We start from the raw sequence: 20,456 nt of genomic DNA on the forward strand, positions 1-20,456 counted from the left end.
TTTAATGATAGGTGATAAAAGATTTGATAAAGTTTCTAATATAAATATAGAAAAAGAAAAAGTGTTGATCCCTGCTGAAGTACTGATTCAAGAAATACCTCTTTTAAAAGGTTCGTATGAAACAGTTAAAAAATCCCGTAAAGAAGTAGCTAATGTAATTCATGGTAATGATGATAGAGTTGTTGTTGTTGTTGGACCTTGCTCTATACACGATCCTAAAGCTGCGCTTGAATATGCGACTAAGCTCAAAGAACAAGTCAAAAAATTTGAAAAAAATATCATTATTGTAATGAGAGTGTATTTTGAAAAACCACGTACAACTATTGGCTGGAAAGGACTTGTAAATGATCCTGACCTTGATAATTCATATCGTATAAATAAAGGGTTACAGATAGCACGTCAATTATTATCAGATATTACTAATATGGGTTTGCCATGTGCTACTGAATTTTTGGATGTAATAACACCCCAATATTTTGCTGAGTTAATTTCTTGGGGTGCTATTGGAGCTAGAACTGTAGAAAGCCAAATCCATAGAGAACTTGCATCAGGTTTATCTGCACCTATAGGCTTTAAAAATGCTACTAATGGTGATATTCAAGTAGCTGTAGACGCTATTAAGTCTGCTACTTACCCACACCATTTTCTAAGCACTACCAAATCAGGGTCAACGGCAATATTTGCAACAAAAGGTAATAAAAATGGCCATATAATCCTACGTGGTGGTGCATCTGGGCCTAATTTTAGCAAAGAACATGTTGATGAATGCATCGCAAAACTCAAAAAAGCAGGCTTAGATACTAAAGTAATGATTGATTGTAGTCACGGTAATAGTCAAAAAGATCACTCCAAACAAAAAACTGTGCTTACTGATATTTGCAAGCAAATAGCTCAAAGTGATGATGTGTTTGGTGTTATGATAGAAAGTAACCTTGTAGCAGGAAATCAAGACATTAATAAAAAACCACTTGAATATGGTAAAAGTGTTACAGATGCTTGTGTAAATTTTGATGAAACACTAGAAATGTTAGAAATGTTATCAAAAGCTGTACAACAAAGAAGAATTTCTCAAGAAAAAAAAGAAGTTAAAGAAGAGTCTCAATTTTCTTTGTTATAAAAAATTTCGTCATACCCGTATATTTTTAAAATATGCAAAACCTAAAGTTTATAAACTATTTTTAGGTACTTTTTTTCCTTATTAGTCTATAATTATCCTTGATTTTATAAAAATAGGTAAATTACATGCTTAAAAATTTGAGAAATATCGCTATCATTGCCCATGTAGACCATGGAAAAACAACTCTTGTTGATAAACTACTACAACAGTCAGGGACTTTAAAAAATCGTGGTCCAGAAGTTGAAAGAGTTATGGACTCCAATGATATCGAAAAAGAAAGAGGTATTACAATTTTAGCTAAAAATACAGCTCTTAATTATAAAGACTACCGTATCAACATTGTTGATACTCCAGGACACGCTGATTTTGGAGGCGAAGTTGAGCGTGTATTATCAATGGTGGATTCTGTACTTTTGTTAGTAGATGCTGTAGATGGTCCTATGCCACAAACACGGTTTGTAACTGAAAAAGCTTTTGCAAAAGGGTTAAAACCCATTGTAGTTATTAACAAGATTGACAGAGATGGTGCTCGTCCTGACTGGGTTGTTGATCAAGTATTTGATTTATTTGATAGACTTGGTGCTACTGATGACCAATTAGATTTTCCTATAATTTATGCTTCTGCCATAAATGGTTTTGCCACTGACGATCTAGAAAAACAAACTACTGATATGAGTGATCTTTTTAATGCTATTATTGATAAAGTTGAACCACCAAAAGTTGATGAAACTGGCCCTTTTCAGATGCAAATATCATCTTTAGATTATTCAAGCTTTTTAGGGACTATAGGTATTGGTCGTATTCAAAGAGGCTCTGTAAAAACTAACACTCCTGTAACTATAATCAACGCTGCTGGAGAAAAAAGAAATGGTAGAGTTTTACAAATATTAGGATATTTAGGATTAGACAGAAATGAAGTTCCTGAAGCTAGTGCGGGGGATATTGTATGTGTAACAGGTATGGATGGTTTAAAAATATCTGATACTCTATGTAACCCTGAGCACGTTGAAGCCCTGCCACCACTATCTGTGGATGAGCCAACAATTAGTATGACATTTCAAGTTAATAACTCCCCTTTTGCTGGCAAGGAAGGTAAATTTGTAACTTCCCGCCAAATTAAAGAAAGACTTGAGAAAGAATTGATTCATAACGTTGCTTTACGTGTTGAGCAGCTAGATGATCCTGATAAATTTAAAGTTTCTGGACGTGGTGAATTGCATTTATCTATTTTATTAGAAAATATGCGTCGTGAAGGCTTTGAAATAGCGGTATCTCGTCCACATGTGATTTTTAAAGAAGTTAATGGTGAAAAGCATGAACCATATGAGCATGCGATTATAAATATAGATGAAGAGCATCAAGGTACTGTCATGGAAAAAATGGGCTTACGTCAAGGTGAGCTTAAAAATATGGAACCAGATGGAAAAGGTCGTGTGAAACTTGAGTTTATAATACCTTCTAGAGGTTTGATAGGGTTCTATACAGAGTTTTTAACTATTACGTCTGGTTCAGGTATATTAAATAAAGTATTTGACCACTATGGACCAATGAAAAAGCAAGCTTTAGAAACTCGTCAAAATGGGACTTTAGTATCTATGTGTGCTGGTAAAGCTTTGGCTTTTGCTTTATTTAACCTGCAAGAACGTGGAAAAATGTTTATAGGGCATGGTACAGAGGTTTATGAGGGAATGATTATAGGTATTCATAGTAGAGATAATGATTTGGCTGTAAACCCTTGTAAAGGTAAACAGTTAACTAACGTACGTGCTTCTGGTAAAGATGACGCTGTTATTTTAGTTACACCTATAAAACTAACTTTAGAATATGCTTTAGAGTTTATCGAAGATGATGAGCTTGTAGAAATAACTCCACAATCAATCAGACTTAGAAAGAAACACCTTACAGAAAGCGATCGTAAAAAAGCCTCTAGAGGTATGCTATAATATGTAATATCTCTATTTTCCTTATCTAAATTTTATAAATGATATCTGAAAAAGGGTTATTCCTTGTAGAAGCACGTCGATTTCTTGAGCCATTATGGTTAAAAGCTCATGCAAGTTGGGGCAAAATTCCTTCTTGCTTATCTTCACATATGTGTAGATATAGCTGTATTTTTTTAAAGCAAATATTAGTAAATGACTTTGAAGAAAAATGGGAAATAAGTTCTGGACGCCCATTTAATGTTAAAGATAGATATGGTTATAAAGATAGTAACCATATTTGGCATGACCATTCGTGGTTACAAATGGATAATTTATGTATTGATATTACTGCGGACCAATTTGGAGGAAAACAAATATATTACGGAAAATTGCCTAAAAGTATCTATAAAGCTAATCTGACAGAGAAAGATACTAAAGCGAGTTTGGCTACATTAGAAAGCCGGGTCAAAGGTTGGATTAATGCCTGGTATAATAAATAAATTATTTTAGTTTCCTAGATTGTATTCTCAACGTTTATTTTGATACTTAAATGTAACTCATTTGTAATAAACTTATACTTAATCTTACACATTTCGTATAAGATTCAATGTCAGGTTAATGAAAAACAGATTGGTACCTCACAAAAGGTTATAAACTGGAGTTACGGACTTTTGGGAAAAAGTTAAAGCGAAAAAGTTTTCTATGTGTTAATTTATAATTACATCAACTATGTTATGTTCTAAAAATGAAACAACGTGAATTAGCCAATCTATATACTGAATATTTATTATGTCAAAACTCCCAAGCAAGTGCGACAATGTGTTCAAGTATGTTAGATGAACTAGTAAAGCATGATAGTTTTTCTCGGATGTTAAAAGTTGGTAGTTATGAAAGTAAATATGTCTGGTTAAAAGGTAAAAGTATTTTAAACGCCTACAAAGATAAGCCAAAGATATTATCTATAGACAATACAATAAGTCCTAAATCTGATAGTATGGTCAATGAGGTAGTAAACTGGTTTTATGATCATTCTGTAGGTAGAGCAGTTAAAGGCATCAATCTTATTAGTGCTTTAATCCACGTTGGAGATGCTAATATTCCTGTAGGCTTTGAAGTACAAACTAAGGAAAACTTTGTAGTAGAAAAAGATAAAGCAGGTATGGAGCGCTTAAAGCGTAAAGCACGCTACACAATTAATGAACTGGCAAGAAAACTGATATTGAAAATTATTAAGAATTTCTCTAGTTTTGATTATATAGTAGCTGATAGATATTTTGCTTCTAAAACTAATTTGAAATTCTTTAACAAACATAAACTCTCGTATGTAATAGGTATAGCAAATAATCGTTTAGTTGCTAAGAGTAAAGCTAATGCTCTTGCTGGTAACTACTGTAGGTTAGATGAATTAGGATTGCTAGAAAATGAGGCTATGAAAATTTATTTAAAAGATATAAAATATAGTCTTGTGGTTACTCGCCAAGTCTTCAAAAACGGGGACAATTCAACAGGTGAGATTTATTTAATTACTAATGATCTAAACCTAGAGAGTAACCACATAGAAGATATCTATCAAAAAAGATGGAATATAGAAGTTTATCATCGAAGTATAAAACAAAACGCTAGTCTTGCTAAATCACCTACATCTGTAATTACTACTCAGCTTAACCATATAGGTTTATCTATAGGTGCATTTATTGAACTTGAAAAACTAAAACTTGCTTCAAATAAAAATCACTATGCGTTGAAAAGGAAAATGTTAATCGCCGCCAATCAAGCGAGTCATAGGGAAATTATAAAAATGAAAAAAATACTCAAAATGACTGCTTAAATTTAAAAGTCCGTAACTCCAGTTATAAAATCCAAGTGGGTCTACTAGGGTTAGTATGCTACCTAAAGCTTTTTTTTAAAACTTCTAACCCAAAACCTTTGTGGTGATAAAGCTTCTAGTAATTTTTCAGAAACTATGTCTGGTTGATTTATAATTTGGCAGGTAATAATCTTTGCAGCTAATAAAGATGAACATAGACCTTTTGAACCAAACCCAGAAGATAAATATAAGCCATTTTCATATTCTACTTGTGGCATTTTTGACTTTGGATAACCTTTTGAGAGAGGTTTATAAAAATCTTGTTCAAATTTATCGAAATCTACAAGTCTGCCTACTAATGGTAAATGATCTGAAGTAACACATCTTGTTGCTACTCTTGAATCTACTATATTTATGTCGGCTTTGGATAAACCTGGCAGCATTTGTTTAATTTGAAATAAGTTATATTCATTATCAGAGTCTCTAATCTCCCCTGTTGTGTCATTATTTTCTCGAAAAGTTGCTCCTATAACTTGTAGATTATCTTTATAGTTTGGAATTATATACCCTTTACCGATAACAGTGTCTTTTATATCAAATGTTTTATTAATAACAGTTAGCTGCCCCTGGGAGGGGTAAACTGGAATTTTTTGAAGGTAGGAGATTTTTTTAAAAAGCTCATATCCTCCTGTAAAAATAACAATATCAAACCTTTCATTAAAATTGTCAAACTCAAGAAGCCAACCATTAGAATCTAATTTTTTAATATCTACTAGCTCAGTGTCTAAAATCAATTTAGCATTTGATAATTTTAACCACAATTGACAAATACTTTTAGGCACTAATGATAAGGCATTTGGGTAATAAACTGCTGCTGGTACATTAAGTTCTTTATTTAGAAGTTTGAAGGTTTGTTGCCTGTCCAATAAACTAGCTAAATCTTTTGGGATATCCCTAATTCTAAAAATTTTTGTATGCCTGCCCTGTTCTTTTTCATCATTTAAAATTTGTAACATGCCTTTATTACAAATTTCTAAATTGTCTTTATATTCATCTATAAAGCCTAATAAGAGTTTATAACCTAAAGTGTGAAATTGGTCTGAATAGTTATTATCAGAAGTCAAATATGGTGCTAAAATCCCAGCAAAGTTACCTGAAGCATCATCAGCTATTTGACAATTTTTATCAAAGATAGTTATATCAAAATCACCTATTTTACTAAGCTCGTACGCTACTGAGCACCCAGCAAGCCCTGCCCCAATAATAGCTATTTTTCTAGTGCCCATCTTGCTTCTCACAATTATATTTATCTAGATGCCATTTAGTGGGGTTATTTTGAATATATTCTCTGATTTTTAAAAGTGATTTTTCATCCCTAATTACATGATCATAGAATGAACGTTGCCATTGGAAGTTATTATCCCCTAGATTATTTCTGATGTTTTTTGTACACATCTCTTTATAAGATTTTATGATTTGAGATAAACCTATATTTCTATTTGTAGTGACAGCACATTGTGCTGTCATTGATAATGAATTACCTTTTGATAAGACAGAACACTGTTCTGTCTCTACATTATTATTTATAATTAAAATACCATGGATATGGTTTGGCATTATGACAAACTCATCTAAATAAGCTTTATTATAATGTTGCGGAATACTCTTCCAGCAATCATACACAATACTACCATAACTATTCAACACCATCTGACCATTATTAGATACACTACCAAAATAATTTACTCTATTTTTGGTGCAGATAGTTATAAAGTAGTAGCCATTTTGGGAATAATCATACCCTTTGATTCTAGTAGATTTTCTTTTAACAAAAGTTTGCATAAATCATGCACCGAAAAGCTTAATACCTTCTTTTTTGCGCTTTTGTTCAGCTCTTAGCATCCGAGCTTTTTTAGGGTCAATAGTCAATTCTCTATATATTTCTATCCTATCGTTATCATTTATAGGAGCATCTAAATCAATAATTTCTCCATATATACCTATTTTAAAATCTTCTATTTTTTCTAATTCAGGATACGTATGTAAAATTTTAGATTTCTGTATAGCTTGCCTAACACTAAGATTGCCTACAAACTCCACAAAAAATGACCTTTGCTCATTAAAAAGTGGATAAATAACCTCTACTTTCACTTACTTATAAACCTCTTCTGCACGCTTACAAAATGCATCTAGCATCTTATTTGCTAAACCGCGGAATACTGGACCAAGAGCTATTTCTACAAATTTATTTTCAAATGTAAATTCCATATCTAAAGAAACTTTACACGAATTTTCATCTTGTGGCTCAAAATTCCAGTCACCTGTTAAAGTTTTAAAAGGACCACTTATTAGGTTTAAATGAATACGTTGGTTTTTTACCATAGTATTATGAGTTGCTAGATCTAATTTTGCAAATCCAGACTTTATTTTCAAAGAAGCTTTTGCTTGTGTTTCAGTTTGTTCAAAGATTTCAACGTCATAGCACATTGGCAAAAATTGCGGATAGCTTTTGATATCATTCACCAAATCATACATTTGAGCAGCACTGTAGTTTACAACGGCAAATTTATTAACTTTATTCATTTATTTAATCTTTTACATTTTGCTGATAATATATAGCATTACATTGTATATCTTTTACAAAAAATAATAAAGTTATGAGTAAACATAAGGTTTCTCCAGCAACTATTGCTAAAAATAAAAAAGCCTTCCATGACTACACTATTCTAGAAAAATTTGAAGCTGGAATTGTACTTAAAGGTTGGGAAGTTAAAAGTATAAGAGCTGGTAAAGTACAGATGGTAGATAGTCATGTGCATGTAAAACATGGTGAAGCTTGGCTTTTTAATTGTTTAATCACTCCTTTACTATCAGCCTCAACACACATAGTAGCGGATGCTGCAGCAACACGTAAGCTTTTACTTAACCGTCGTGAGATAGACAAAATCATGAGTAGAATTGAGCAAAAAGGTTTTACTTGTGTGCCACTGGCGATGTATTGGAAAGGTCCTAGAGTAAAAGTAGAGATTGCCCTAGCCCAAGGTAAAAAAGTTCATGATAAGCGTCAAGCTCAAAAGGATAAAGATTGGGCACGTGAAAAAGATAGGCTATTTAAAAAGGTACACCGCTAAATGACAAAGACTGAAAAAAAATTACGTCATTATATTACTAAAGCTGTCGCTGATTTTGATCTTTTACAAAAAGGCGATAAAGTTATGCTTTGTCTGTCTGGAGGTAAAGATTCTTTTGGGCTTTTGAAAGTTTTACATGGATTAATTGAAGATAAAACCTATGATATAGATCTTCACGTGTATACACTAGATCAATCTCAGCCAGGGTGGGACGATAATCAACTTAGAAAATATCTTGATGATTTAGGTGTATCTTATGAAATCGAGACAAAAAACACTTACGGTGTAGTTGTTGATAAAGTACCAGAAGGTAAAACTTATTGTTCGCTCTGCTCTAGGTTGCGTCGTGGTAATATCTACAGATACGCAAAAGAGAATAAAATGGATAAAATAATTCTTGGACATCATCGTGATGATTTGATTGAGTCTTTGCTAATGTCTATCTTATATCAAGGGCAAATCAAATCTATGCCACCTAAATTTATTACTCAAGATGGTGAAAATACTGTTATTCGCCCAATGGTGTTAGTTCAAGAACGCGATCTTATAGAATTTGCAAAAGAAGAAAACTTCCCAATAATTCCATGTAACCTTTGTGGTTCGCAAGAAAATCTAAAGAGAAAGAAAGTCAAAAAACTTATCCAAGACTTAGCACATGAAAATCCTAAAGTACCAAGTAACATTTTAAATTCTCTTTCAAATGTATTACCAAGTCATTTGATGGATAAAGATTTATTAAGTAAATGAAAGTAATAATAAAAAATCACCTTTCCAACTTAATTCCTTTTGTTTCTGGCATTTTGTAGATGATAACCACAATAATGATTGATGCGATAATTGCATAAACACTTGGAGCAATATTGCCAAAATATAGCACTAGAAGTCCCGAAACTAAAGGCACTGTCCCTCCTAATAAAGCATTACTGGTATTATAGCCTGTAGCTACACCACTAAATCTAAGGTGGGTTGGAAATAACTCATTAATAGTTACAACAAAAGTAGCTGTAGCTGCTGAGATAAACAACATTAGTAATATCATAAATATAGCAACTAAAAACTGTGAAGAGCTTCCCAAATTTATTATCAAAAAGCTAGGATACATTAAAATGCCTATCATTGTACAAGAGACTAATAAAACTTTTTTACGTCCTAGAATGTCAGACACTTTACCCCATAATGGAGCTGTAAAAAAATACATAAAAGACGCTATCATAGTAACTAGCATTGCAGCATCGGTAGTATAATGTAGAGTAGACTCTAAAAACGATGGTATAAAAGCTGCTACCATATAATAAACAATACCCAAATACCCTGCTAATGCAAATACTATAGATATTTGGTACGGATACTCTTTAAGGGCTGATATAACAGGAGTATCTTCTAAGACATTATCTTCTTTAGCTTTTAAATACTCTGGTGATTCATCCTGAAAAAACTGCATTATAAGAACTATAACAGCCAAGATCATTCCTATAACAAAGCATAACCTCCAGCCAAAAGTATGCATTTGGTGCTCTGAAAACATCTTTGAAAATAAAAATACGATCAAAGTTCCTAAAAATACTCCAAATCCAGAAAAGAACGTTCCAAATGCTGTAATAAATCCTCTTTTATTATCTGGTGCTTGTTCGCTAAGTATTGCTAAAACACCATTATACTCACCACCAATAGAAAAACCTTGTATCATCCTAGCTAGAATTATAAATACTACTGAAATAATACCTATGCTTTCATAGCCTGGTGTAAATGCTATCACAGCAGTTGAAAGAAGCATCAAACTAACTGTAACAATTAAAACATATTTACGCCCCTTTTTATCTCCTAAATTACCAAAAAATATACCTCCTATTGGTCTCATTAAATATCCTGCAGCAAACATACCAAACGTTTTAATAATTGCTACAGTAGGGTCATTATTTGGGAAAAAAGTTGCTGAAATGAACACAGTCACATACGCAAATAGAGCAAAGTCAAAATATTCAACTGTAGTTGCAAAGCCCGCACATGCTATATTTTTTAAAGATATTTTTTTTTGCATTTGGTTAAAAAATTAAATTTATTTTGCTTATATTATAAAATAGTAATTTAATTTGCAAAAAAAACCTATTTAATTTCTCAAGGACCTTCTATATTATTTCTATGTTTCAAGTCACTAAAGAGAAGAAATATGTCAGAAATTAAAAATAAATTTTTCTTGATTATAATATTTACATTACTTCCTATATTCTTATTTGCTAACCATACTATTAACCTTGATATACTTGAAAACCAGCAAAATGCTATTGCTAATATCCAATATGATACAAATATATCAAGCAACGATAAAGGAAGTCCGGCTATAACCCAAAGAGGAAACTACGAGCAAGCAATGCTTTCTTTGGAACAGGTAATCAATAAAGCTAAGAGTAACCCATACTTATATAACCAATTTGTTATATCATTAGGATTATTACAAGTTTCAAATAACCATGTAGAAGAAGCTCAACAAACTTTTAAAGCACTTGGCAATATAGACTCCTTTAATAATCCTATGTTACAGGTCTATTTAGCAGCTTATTCATTGATATGGACGCCACAAGATTTTTCTAAAAATATAGCTACTATAAAACAATCAAAGTGGCCAGAAATGACTCATTATATTTCTGCAATCAATCTAGCGAAAAGCAACTTTGATCTAAAAGTAAATACCAAATTGGATCAACTAACAGATTTAAAAGATAATAATTTAGCTATAGTTGTTCTTGGTTATGGTTTAAATGACGACGGCAGTATAAAAGATACCTTAGCTGATAGACTCAAAGTTGCTCTTGTAGCTTATCATAAGTATCCAAATGCTATGATTATAGTAAGTGGTGGAGCTGCATGTGGTGGAGTTACAGAATCTTATCAAATGAAACAATGGCTAATAAAACATAAGATTTCAACTGATAAAATAATTTTAGAAGATCAATCTATTAGTACAGTTACAAATGCTATTAATACTATTGGTCTTATCAAAAGACTAAACAGACCTATTCAGGATATTCTACTAGTTACTTCTGATCCTCATATTCGTAGAGCTAATTATATATTTGAGCAAGAAATAGCTAATAATAAAATGTCTTTGAAAATTTATAATCTTGCATCTATAACTAAAAATTATGCTTCAGATAAACCAGCAAATATGCAAGAAAAAATTCTAATTATCAAAGATACTCTACGGACTGCTGGACTATGGCAAATGCCTGGAATGGTATTCTGACTAAACCATTTAAAACCACAAGTGTCATTTAATATGTTAGAATAATAAACATTAATAATAATTTTTATTGGTTTTATGAAAATAACGAGCTTTAACGCTAATGGAATTCGTGCTGCAACTAAAAAAGGCTTTTGGGGCTGGTTTAAAACCCAAAATATAGATTTTTTATGTATCCAAGAAACGAAAGCTCAATTTCATCAATTAGAATCTGACCCTACATACTTTCCGGAAGGGTATTTTTACGATTATAAAGATGCTATAAAAAAAGGCTATAGTGGTGTAGCTATTTATGCTAAAAAGAAACCTATACGAGTAATTAAAGAAATCGGCATTGATTGGGCAGATGAGGAAGGAAGATACATCCAGTTTGACTATGAAAATTTTAGTATCGCAAGCTTATATCTACCATCTGGCTCTAGTGGTGATGTGCGCCAAGGATATAAAATGCAATTTTTAGAAAAATACACACAAGTATTAAAACAGCAGATACAATCTGGAAGGGATTTTATAGTTTGTGGTGACTTTAATATAGTGCATAAAGAAATAGATATAAAAAACTGGAAATCTAACTATGGTAAAACTTCAGGAGTATTACCAGAAGAACAAGCATGGTTAGATCATATCTTTTATGATTTAGGTTGGGTAGATACTTTTAGGGTAATTAATCAAGAGCCGCTACAATATACTTGGTGGTCAAATCGTGGGCAAGCTAGAGCAAAAAATGTCGGTTGGAGAATTGATTACCATATTTCAACACCTGCTTTAAAAGATAAAGTAATACCTCAATCAGATTATATCTACAAAGAAAATTGGTTTTCTGATCATGCTCCAATCAGTATTTGTTATGATTATGAGGTTTTATAGAGGTTTCCGCTTCTGCAGAAATTTCAATAGAGTTAAAAATGGAAAAGATGAGTAAGCAAAAAGATTTAATAATCTATCAACTAGAAAATGGGGCTTTAGAGTTAAAAGCAGATTTTGAAACAGATACCATATGGGCTAGTCAAAAAGATATAGCTAATATTTTTAGTATAGATAGAACCGTTGTTAATAGACATATTAATAATATTTTTAAAGATGCTGAACTAGATGAAAGTCTGGTAAGTGCAAATTTTGCACATACCACTAAGCACGGAGCTTTAGACAATAAAACTCAAACAAGAGAGATAAAGTTTTATTCTTTAGATATTATCTTAGCTGTTGGTTATAGAACAAACTCCACAAACTCCTCTAAGGCAATACAATTTAGAAAATGGGCAACCCAAACTTTAAAACAACACATTATACAAGGATATACAGTTAATGAATCAAAAGTAGAAAATGATCCAAATTTTCTTATTGAAGTAATGTCAAAAATAAAAGTATTAGCGCAGAAACAAATCAATAATAACGATACGTTAGAACTAATAAAAACTTTTTCTTATACATGGTTTTCTCTACAAAGCTATGATGAACAAAAATTCCCCAAAACAAATACAACTAACGATATTAGCATATCAGTAGACAATCTTTACAAAGATCTAGCACAATTAAAAATAGACTTAATTACCAAAAAAGAAGCTACTGCCCTTTTTGCTCAAGAAAAAACGAAAGCCAGTTTAGAAAGTATAGTTAATAATGTCTTTCAAAACGTGTTTGGACAAGAGCTTTATCCTAGTGTAGAAGAAAAATGTGCACATTTACTGTATTTTATAATTAAAAACCACCCTTTTAATGATGGAAATAAAAGAAGTGGAGCTTTTGCTTTTATTTGGCTTTTACAAAAATTTGAGTATAACCATAGAATAACACCAGAAACTTTGGCAACATTAACAATATTAATTGCAGAATCACAACCAAAAGATAAAGATAAAATGATTGGTATGATTTTGCTACTTTTAGCTGGACACACAGCCTATTTAAAATAAAATATTTAAATAACTAAGGAAATGAAAAAATGAAAAACAATCACTTTGACGTAATAAGTTTAGGCGGTGGCTCAGGTGGGATAGCTTCTGCTGTACAAGCTGCTAAATTTGGTAAAAAAGTTGCTATTATAGAGAAGCGTGAACTTGGTGGCACTTGTGTAAATAGAGGATGTGTACCTAAAAAAGCTATGTGGTATGGCGGCATGCTTGCTGAGCAATTAAAGCATGATGTTGCTGGCTATGGTTTTGATGTTGAAGTTAAAAGCTTCAATTGGGCTACTTTGAAAGAAAAAAGAGCTAAATATATCGGTAATATTCATGGCTTTTACGACAGACTTTTAGATAAATGGAATATCACCCATTTTAATAATTGGGGTAAATTTAAAGATAATAAAACAATCATCCTAGATGATGGTACGGAACTAACAGCTGATAATATCTTCATCTCACCAGGTGCTTATCCTATTGTACCTAAAAATATTCCGGGCTCTGAATTAGGTATTACTTCTGATGAGTTTTTTGAACTAGAAGATACTCCTAAAAAAGCTGTAATTGTTGGTGGAGGCTATATTGGAGTTGAAATTGCTGGAGTTCTAAATGCCCATGGAACAGATACAACGGTGATAGTACGCAGAGAGAAACCCTTAATGGATTTTGATGATGATATTAGTAATACTCTAGTTGAATGTATGGAAATGACTGGTTTAAAACTTATGAACCATACAAATATCACTAAAGTTGAAAAAACTGGTGATACCCTGAAAATAACTACAGATAAAAGTGGTATTTTAGAAAATGTTGATACTTTAATATGGGCGACAGGACGCGCGCCAAATACTCATAATATGGGCATTGAAAATACTAATATTAAAATTACAGATAAAGGCGTAATTCCAGCTAACCAATGGCAAGAAACAAACGTTAAAGGTGTCTACTCCTTAGGAGATGCTTCTGGTGGCGCTCAACTAACTCCTGTAGCAATTGCTTGCGGTCGTAGATTAGCACGTAGACTTTTTAACGGTGAAGAAGGACTTAAGCCTAAACTTGAGTATATACCTACGGTTATTTTCTCACACCCTGCTATTGGTACAGTTGGGTTATCTGAAAAAGATGCTAAAGAAAAATATGGTGAAAAAAATGTAAAAGTCTATAAGAGTCGTTTTACAGCTTTGTATTGTGCAATATCTGGTCATAGAATGCCTACAGTGATGAAACTAGTTGTAACAGGTGAAAATGAGAAAGTTGTTGGTTGCCATATGATTGGTTTAAATGTCGATGAAATGCTACAAGGGTTTGCAGTAGCTATCAACATGGGTGCTACTAAACGTGATTTTGATGATACTATAGCTATCCATCCTACTAGTTCCGAGGAGCTTGTAACTTTAGTTTAAGAAAGTTTGTTCTATGACAAAATAATGTCATTCTATCTCAAGGGTGCTTAAAGATCTCTAAGCCATTTTGGTGCCTGGTCTTTTTTACAAATTTCACCATACTCACAAATTGTTGCAACATCTATTGGATAAAATGTTATAGTTTTATTTAAATTGCATACTTCATACAAAACATTCTGGGAATTAAAAATAGTACCATCCGGTGAGCAAAAATCTTGTTGGAATAATCCCATTTTTTTTATAAGCCATGTGTGAGAAGCCCGTAATAGTTCAGACTTCAAATCTAGTTCAAGATTGATATGGGTAAGAACATTAATCGTAATTCCATGTACCTGTGGATAGTATGCTGCATAAGGTAAATAAAACGCAACATCATAACCAGTTCCTTTATATATTTTGTTCCATAAATCAACGTGTGACATATTATCTGAATGTTTCTTATAAAAAATAAACTTATTACAAATTAAGACTTTTACTGTGCCGCTCATACCGCCACACTTTCCTTTAAATTCCTCCGTAAATTCAGTAGATCTTAAGTCTTGGTACTTAGTTGTATATGGATCTTTGACTGTATAAGTTCCTACTTTAGATAAATGTCCATTCTGATCATAGTGATTCAAAGCCCCGCAATGGGTAACTATCCCTTTTTGTAGAGCATTTTCATTTTGATCTACCCCGTCAATTTGGGACAGTTTACCTTTTTATTTTCCATTATATATTCAAACTGATTTGGAGTCATATAATTTATTGTAGAATGTTTCCTTTTTGTATTATAGTAAGCCTCAATATACTCAAATATAGATAGCTTAGCTTCTTCTCTAGTTTTATAGTTTTCATCATGAACTAACTCAACTTTTAAAGTACCAAAGAAACTCTCACAAGCAGCATTATCATAACAACATCCTTTAGAACTCATACTTGATAATAGCCAGTTATTTTTAATAACATCCTGATACTGTTTACTACAATATTGTGACCCTTTGTCAGAATGTATAATAACACCACTAGGAAAATTTCTTCTAAATAATGCCATATTTAAAGCACTACAGATTAAGTCTGCTTTCATTCTAGAATCCATTGCCCAACCTAAAACTGCCCTTGAGAATAAATCTATAATCACAAAAAGATACAGCCATCCTTCTTGTGTAGGTATGTAAGTTATATCTGTAACCCACCTATGGTTCATAGACAACGCTGTGAAGTTCTGTTCTAATAAGTTCTCAGAAACATGTTTGTTATGGTTAGAGTCTGTCATTGCTTTATGTTTACGAGCAGCTTTTGCCTGCAAATCAAGTAATTTCATACGTTTAGATACTCTAGGTTGAGTAACTTTCCAACCCATATCTTTAAGTTGTTTGTATATCCTAACACTCCCATATCTAGATTTATGTTCGTTAAATATAGCAGTAATAGCATTATCTAGCTCAGCATCATTAGATTGTCTTTTACCTATAGGCTCATGTATCCATCTGTAATATGAGGATGTACTTACATTCAAATATTTACATAATGTTGTTACTGGCATGACTTTGCAATGCTCCTTAATAAAAGCGTACCTTACAGTCCTTGCTTTGCAAAGTACGCTGCTGCCTTTTTTAGTATTTCACGCTCTGTTTCTACTTGTTTAAGCTTTTTCTTTAAATCAGCATTTTCAGAAGATAATTGCTGATACTGCGTTTTATAATCTATCTTTATCTCTTTAGGAGGATTCGACATAGCTTTGGATATCCAGTTGCAAATGGTTTTATATTTAACTCCTAAATTATCTGCTATTTCTCGCCTATTTGTATCTGGTTGTAAACATAATTTAACAGCATTATCTTTAAATTCTTTTGTATATCTTTGATACTTCATCTTGTCTCCTTTTCTTAACACTTAAGTGTCCCAAATAGGAGGGTATGATCATTTTAATGGAGTAGTTATATTATGGGCCATACGCTAGTATCTAAAATCCCAGATTGGGCGTGTTGAAATCCAATACTGCCAAGTGCAAATTTTGTTAAAATAATTAACATAGCTAAAGAACCAGCTAATTTTAACACTTATTATGGAACTATCTCTATGAATCACACAATTAAATGGAAAGGCTCATAGCACTTTCTTTTCATAACTTTAATTTTATTATTTAGCCTTTCTACAAAAGCCGATGTTTTTCTTTTTTGAAATAGTTTAAAATCTCAGTAGGAAATTAACTCTCAAACTCATCTATAAACTTTTGAGCTGCATCTATTCTTTCCTTGCATAATTTATAACTTTTTGATGCTTGCTCAAGTATGGATGCTAATTCGTCAAGTAAGGCTGGACTATCTTGACTATCCTGTAATTTTTCATTTATTTGTTCTAATATTTCATAGTTCTTTGCAAATTTTTTACTCTGTGTTGCCATCTTTTTTTACCTCTACATTAACTTTGCCGTCATGGTAAATAACCTCAAAGCCTATTTGGCTTTGAGCTTGCTTTTTAGTTGTTATATATTTGCCATCTATAGCCTTTGTAAGGCTAAATCCTCGTTTTAACGTTGGCTGTATTGACAAGGATAATATTTGCTTATACAAATATTCACTAGATTTATTATAAAAACTTAAATTATGCTTGGAATTTTGTACAGACTGACTATAGTACTCATCTACTTTATAGCTACAGTATTTAATAGAATTTTTAGTACTTGAAACTAATGTTTTGTATTGAGTATCAAGTGACTGACTATATAGTTTAATCACTCCTTTCGACATAGCTAAAGTATTTTTATAGTTATGATGTACTATTTGTTCTATATGTTGTAAGTAATGATCTAGCTTGGACCTTAGATTAGCATATAAGGCGTCTAGTTCACTATTTTTTTGTTTTGCCAAGGTTCTTGTAATCCCGACTATAGAATCATAGTTGTATTTTGCTTGAGTTGCATTATCAAGTATAGATCTAGTAATAAAATTGATAACCTTTGATGGTGTATCAAACCTTTTAGTACAAATATCATCTAAAACTGTGCTATCTCGTTCGTGTCCTATACCGACCATTACAGGTAATGTGCTATTACATACATTTTCTGCTAATAAAATGTTATTAAACCAATCTAGATCTGCTTGAGAACCACCGCCACGGATAAGTACTGCAGCATCATATTTATTGGAACTATTTACTATTTTATCAAAAGCTTTAGATACGCTAATAACACAATCCTTACCTTGCATTTTTGCTTCATAAATATCAAACTTACATAATCCTAAACTTTGTAACTTGTCGGCTTCTTCAAAAAAGTCGCCCTTACCTGCCGCCGTAAGACTAGTTATAACAGCAATATTTGTAAAATCTTTTGGTAATTGGAGATTTTTATTTTTATCTAGAATACCTTTTTTTGCTAGTTGCTCCAGAATTTCTAATTTACGAGCCTGTCTATCTCCTAAAGTGTAACTTGGGTCTATATCTATAATATTTAAACTAAGCCCAAAACTTATATGGTAGCTAACAGCAACTTTCAGCAGTACTTTCATATCCGGTTTTAATAGTTCACCAGTTACAGCACTAAATTTGTTATTAACATAGCCGGCTATATTTGCCCAACAGTTACACCTAATTTTAGCTACTGGATATTTACTTACACCGTCATGCTCAATAAGTTCACCATAATAGTGCTTACCAGATGCTCGCCACTCTGATAATTCAGCCACTACCCAAAAACCATCATAGCCGAAACTTATTTCTATAGTGCTTTTTATCAGTTCTAAGAACTCACTTAGTTTTAGAGACTCTTGCATTTCCGACTAACTAGGTTTTTTAAACTATCTAGATTTTTACACTTCTATAATAAATAAACAAGAAAGTTTGAAGTGTTTTATCTAATGCTGCAGAAAACATGCTAAGTAAAGAAAACTTTACTAAAAAATATAATATTATTTTTATTTACTTATAGTTTTTGACAGATTTTTCGATTTCTTTTTTAGCAAAGGCTGCGTTATCCCAACCTTCTACTTTTACCCATTTACCAGAATCTAAATCTTTATAATGAGTAAAGAAATGCTCTATTCTTTGCTTTAATGTTCCAGGTAGATCATCTACATCATTGATATGATCATACTCTTTAGTTAACTTAGAGCTTGGCACAGCGACTATTTTAGCATCTACTCCACCATCATCTTCCATTTTAAAGACACCTACTGCTCTACAGTTAATCACGCAACCTACTGCTAACGGATAAGGCGCTAAAACAAGCACATCTATTGGATCGCCGTCATCATACAATGTGTTTGGTACAAAACCATAGTTACAAGGGTACCTCATAGTAGAAGACATAAATCTATCTACTACTATCATATTAGTATCTTTGCAAAATTCATATTTGATAGGGTCGCTATCTTGAGGTATCTCAATAACAACATTAAAATCATTCGGGACATCTTTCCCACAAGGTATATTTTTAATCATCGTGAATTACTCCTATATATTTTCACCGATTTTGACATAAATATTTCATAAACCTCAGTCTACCACAAAAACCTTTGTATTTAGAATACATAAATATTAAAATACTAAAAGAACTTTTAAATTTAGACACTATACTTTAAGCGGTAAAGGAAGGAATAACAAATGATAAAACTAAAAAAAATCTCTTTGCTAACTATAGCTGGTTTGAGTACAAGTATTGCTATATCAGCGCCAAATATATCTGCTAGCGATCCATATTTTAATGATAATGGTAATAGCGTTAAACAAAAAGATATTATCGTTAAACCTATAGATTTAGAGTTAAATGTCCCTGCCTGGGTAGCTATGAATTACCGTACAGGAGATATTGTTAGCCAAAAAAATATGGATGTAAGAAGAGCACCCGCAAGTTTAACTAAAATTATGTCATCATATATAGTAGCTAGTGAAATCAAAGCTGGTAATTTAACTTGGGACACTATGATCCCTATAAGCCATACAGCTGCTGCTACTGGTGGGTCAAAAATGTATGTTAAAGCTGGCGCAAAAGTTTCAGTAAGAGATCTAGTAAAAGGTATGGATGTAGTATCTGGTAATGATGCAACAGTAGCTTTAGCTGAGTATATTGCTGGTTCTCCTAAAGCCTTTACTGAACTTATGAATCAAACTGCTAAAGCTATTGGCATGGACAACACCCAGTTTGCTAATCCAGATGGTTTACCAGGAGGTGAGCAATATACCACTGCCCATGACATGGCTTTATTAGCAAGATCATATATATATAACTTCCCAGAAGCGTATGAAATATATGGAGAAAAGGGTCTAGTTTGGAATGCAACTGAACAAAAATCTGTAAGTATAGCAGATCGTAAACAGTGCTTACCCAAATTTGATCGTACTGACGGTGGTGTAATCACTAGCTATACAGCAACCAATCTAGATGATGCTACCAAAAATAAATGCTCTAAACTTTTTCCTACTGGTGACAAATTTGTATTACAAAATAATAGAAACAGACTACTATTTACATTTGATGGGGTAGACGGTATGAAAACAGGCCACACTGGCGATGCAGGATATTGTCTGGTGTCTTCTGCAGTACAAGACAGCGAAAGATACATAGGTGTGGTGTTAGGGGCTCCTAGCTCGACTACCCGTGAGCTAGAGTCTACTAAATTACTTAGATATGCTCTAACTAAATTTGAAAATGTTCTATTATACAAAGCTAACACACCTATAACAATAAATGCTGATAATATACTAAATGCTAAATCAGGCCAAAAGATAACTGTAGCATCTGACCAAAACATATACAAAACCGTACCGAAAAACTATGTTCCTTATTTAAAACAAGGGGTGGCATTTGATTCAAGTATAAAAGCTCCTATCAATAAAGGTCAAGTAGTTGGTAATCTAGTGATCACGGTAGGTGATACTAAAGAAAAAATAGCCAGTATACCTGTTATAGCGCAAAATGATATTGCAAAAAAAGGTTGGTGGTAATCTATAAATAAAAAT

At 32.3% G+C, this 20,456-nt stretch carries 22 protein-coding genes; 11 read left to right on the plus strand and 11 right to left on the minus strand.

All coding sequences use genetic code 11. The features are described 5' to 3' along the window. Positions 1–4: 4 nt before the first annotated feature. The 4 genes from E4K63_RS04415 (at position 5) to E4K63_RS04430 (ending at position 4,867) form a co-directional block, all read left to right on the plus strand. Positions 5–1,117 (plus strand): 3-deoxy-7-phosphoheptulonate synthase, encoded by a 1,113-nt coding sequence (locus E4K63_RS04415; RefSeq protein WP_133942233.1) that lies wholly within the window; start codon positions 5–7, stop codon positions 1,115–1,117. A gap of 125 nt (positions 1,118–1,242) precedes the next feature. Then, positions 1,243–3,060 (plus strand): translational GTPase TypA, encoded by a 1,818-nt coding sequence (gene typA, locus E4K63_RS04420; protein ID WP_133942234.1) that lies wholly within the window; start codon positions 1,243–1,245, stop codon positions 3,058–3,060. Positions 3,061–3,098: 38 nt separating this feature from the next. Further along, complete coding sequence (locus E4K63_RS04425; protein WP_133942235.1) at positions 3,099–3,539, plus strand: hypothetical protein; 441 nt, start codon at positions 3,099–3,101, stop codon at positions 3,537–3,539. A gap of 245 nt (positions 3,540–3,784) precedes the next feature. Next, complete coding sequence (locus E4K63_RS04430; protein WP_179965672.1) at positions 3,785–4,867, plus strand: IS701 family transposase; 1,083 nt, start codon at positions 3,785–3,787, stop codon at positions 4,865–4,867. 62 nt (positions 4,868–4,929) lie between these two features. On the opposite strand, the gene mnmC1 is transcribed toward E4K63_RS04430, so the two are convergent. From mnmC1 to E4K63_RS04450, 4 genes are read right to left on the minus strand one after another with little or no spacing between them, the layout of a single operon-like run. Continuing rightward, complete coding sequence (gene mnmC1 / locus E4K63_RS04435) at positions 4,930–6,132, minus strand: FAD-dependent 5-carboxymethylaminomethyl-2-thiouridine(34) oxidoreductase MnmC1 (RefSeq protein WP_133942499.1); 1,203 nt, start codon at positions 6,130–6,132, stop codon at positions 4,930–4,932. Further along, positions 6,122–6,688 (minus strand): transposase, encoded by a 567-nt coding sequence (locus E4K63_RS04440; RefSeq protein WP_133942498.1) that lies wholly within the window; start codon positions 6,686–6,688, stop codon positions 6,122–6,124. Before E4K63_RS04440 ends, mnmC1 begins: the two co-directional genes overlap by 11 nt. Before the next feature lie 3 nt (positions 6,689–6,691). Beyond that, positions 6,692–6,997, minus strand: coding sequence for an RnfH family protein (locus E4K63_RS04445; protein WP_133942497.1), 306 nt, complete (start codon positions 6,995–6,997; stop codon positions 6,692–6,694). Beyond that, the gene (locus E4K63_RS04450; RefSeq protein WP_133942496.1) at positions 6,998–7,429 is read right to left on the minus strand and encodes a type II toxin-antitoxin system RatA family toxin; all 432 of its coding nucleotides are present in this window, start codon (positions 7,427–7,429) and stop codon (positions 6,998–7,000) included. A gap of 74 nt (positions 7,430–7,503) precedes the next feature. Here E4K63_RS04450 and smpB point away from each other — a divergent pair, with 74 nt between their 5' ends. Both smpB and ttcA read left to right on the plus strand, forming a co-directional pair. Then, positions 7,504–7,977, plus strand: a complete 474-nt coding sequence (smpB, locus tag E4K63_RS04455; protein ID WP_133942495.1) for an SsrA-binding protein SmpB — start codon at positions 7,504–7,506, stop codon at positions 7,975–7,977. Next, entirely contained in the window at positions 7,978–8,724 is a 747-nt protein-coding gene (ttcA, locus tag E4K63_RS04460; RefSeq protein WP_133942494.1) for a tRNA 2-thiocytidine(32) synthetase TtcA, read from the plus strand. Positions 8,725–8,740: 16 nt separating this feature from the next. Here the strand turns inward: ttcA and E4K63_RS04465 are convergent, their stop codons facing one another. Beyond that, positions 8,741–10,015 (minus strand): MFS transporter, encoded by a 1,275-nt coding sequence (locus tag E4K63_RS04465; protein WP_133942493.1) that lies wholly within the window; start codon positions 10,013–10,015, stop codon positions 8,741–8,743. A 129-nt stretch (positions 10,016–10,144) separates the two neighbouring features. Between E4K63_RS04465 and E4K63_RS04470 the strand changes: the two genes are divergently transcribed. From E4K63_RS04470 to gorA, 4 genes are all read left to right on the plus strand, one after another. Then, on the plus strand, positions 10,145–11,218 hold the full coding sequence (locus E4K63_RS04470; protein WP_133942492.1) for a YdcF family protein: 1,074 nt from the start codon (positions 10,145–10,147) through the stop codon (positions 11,216–11,218). 75 nt (positions 11,219–11,293) lie between these two features. Next, positions 11,294–12,082 carry an exodeoxyribonuclease III gene (locus E4K63_RS04475; protein WP_133942491.1) on the plus strand — a complete coding sequence of 263 codons (789 nt, stop codon included), beginning with the start codon at positions 11,294–11,296 and terminating at the stop codon, positions 12,080–12,082. A 47-nt stretch (positions 12,083–12,129) separates the two neighbouring features. Next, complete coding sequence (locus tag E4K63_RS04480; protein ID WP_133942500.1) at positions 12,130–13,125, plus strand: type II toxin-antitoxin system death-on-curing family toxin; 996 nt, start codon at positions 12,130–12,132, stop codon at positions 13,123–13,125. Positions 13,126–13,154: 29 nt separating this feature from the next. Then, a complete protein-coding gene (gene gorA / locus E4K63_RS04485) occupies positions 13,155–14,516 on the plus strand; it encodes a glutathione-disulfide reductase (protein WP_133942490.1) in 1,362 nt (453 codons plus the stop codon). Between the two features lie 47 nt (positions 14,517–14,563). On the opposite strand, the gene E4K63_RS04490 is transcribed toward gorA, so the two are convergent. The 6 genes from E4K63_RS04490 to ppa form a co-directional block, all read right to left on the minus strand. Next, positions 14,564–15,136 (minus strand): hypothetical protein, encoded by a 573-nt coding sequence (locus E4K63_RS04490; protein WP_133942489.1) that lies wholly within the window; start codon positions 15,134–15,136, stop codon positions 14,564–14,566. A gap of 50 nt (positions 15,137–15,186) precedes the next feature. Then, positions 15,187–16,062: an IS3 family transposase gene (locus E4K63_RS04495; RefSeq protein WP_244947459.1), complete on the minus strand. Its 876-nt coding sequence runs from the start codon at positions 16,060–16,062 to the stop codon at positions 15,187–15,189. 11 nt (positions 16,063–16,073) lie between these two features. After that, positions 16,074–16,370 carry a transposase gene (locus tag E4K63_RS04500; RefSeq protein ID WP_179965690.1) on the minus strand — a complete coding sequence of 99 codons (297 nt, stop codon included), beginning with the start codon at positions 16,368–16,370 and terminating at the stop codon, positions 16,074–16,076. A 334-nt stretch (positions 16,371–16,704) separates the two neighbouring features. Further along, entirely contained in the window at positions 16,705–16,902 is a 198-nt protein-coding gene (xseB, locus tag E4K63_RS04505) for an exodeoxyribonuclease VII small subunit (RefSeq protein WP_133941632.1), read from the minus strand. After that, positions 16,886–18,271: an exodeoxyribonuclease VII large subunit gene (xseA, locus tag E4K63_RS04510; protein WP_133941634.1), complete on the minus strand. Its 1,386-nt coding sequence runs from the start codon at positions 18,269–18,271 to the stop codon at positions 16,886–16,888. Before xseA ends, xseB begins: the two co-directional genes overlap by 17 nt. A 145-nt stretch (positions 18,272–18,416) precedes the next feature. Further along, entirely contained in the window at positions 18,417–18,938 is a 522-nt protein-coding gene (ppa, locus tag E4K63_RS04515; RefSeq protein ID WP_035719261.1) for an inorganic diphosphatase, read from the minus strand. Between the two features lie 165 nt (positions 18,939–19,103). Between ppa and E4K63_RS04520 the strand changes: the two genes are divergently transcribed. Next, entirely contained in the window at positions 19,104–20,441 is a 1,338-nt protein-coding gene (locus E4K63_RS04520) for a D-alanyl-D-alanine carboxypeptidase family protein (protein ID WP_133941735.1), read from the plus strand. The last annotated feature ends 15 nt before the right edge of the window (positions 20,442–20,456 follow it).

Source organism: Allofrancisella inopinata (assembly GCF_012222965.1).
Classification (GTDB): Bacteria; Pseudomonadota; Gammaproteobacteria; order Francisellales; family Francisellaceae; genus Francisella; species Francisella inopinata.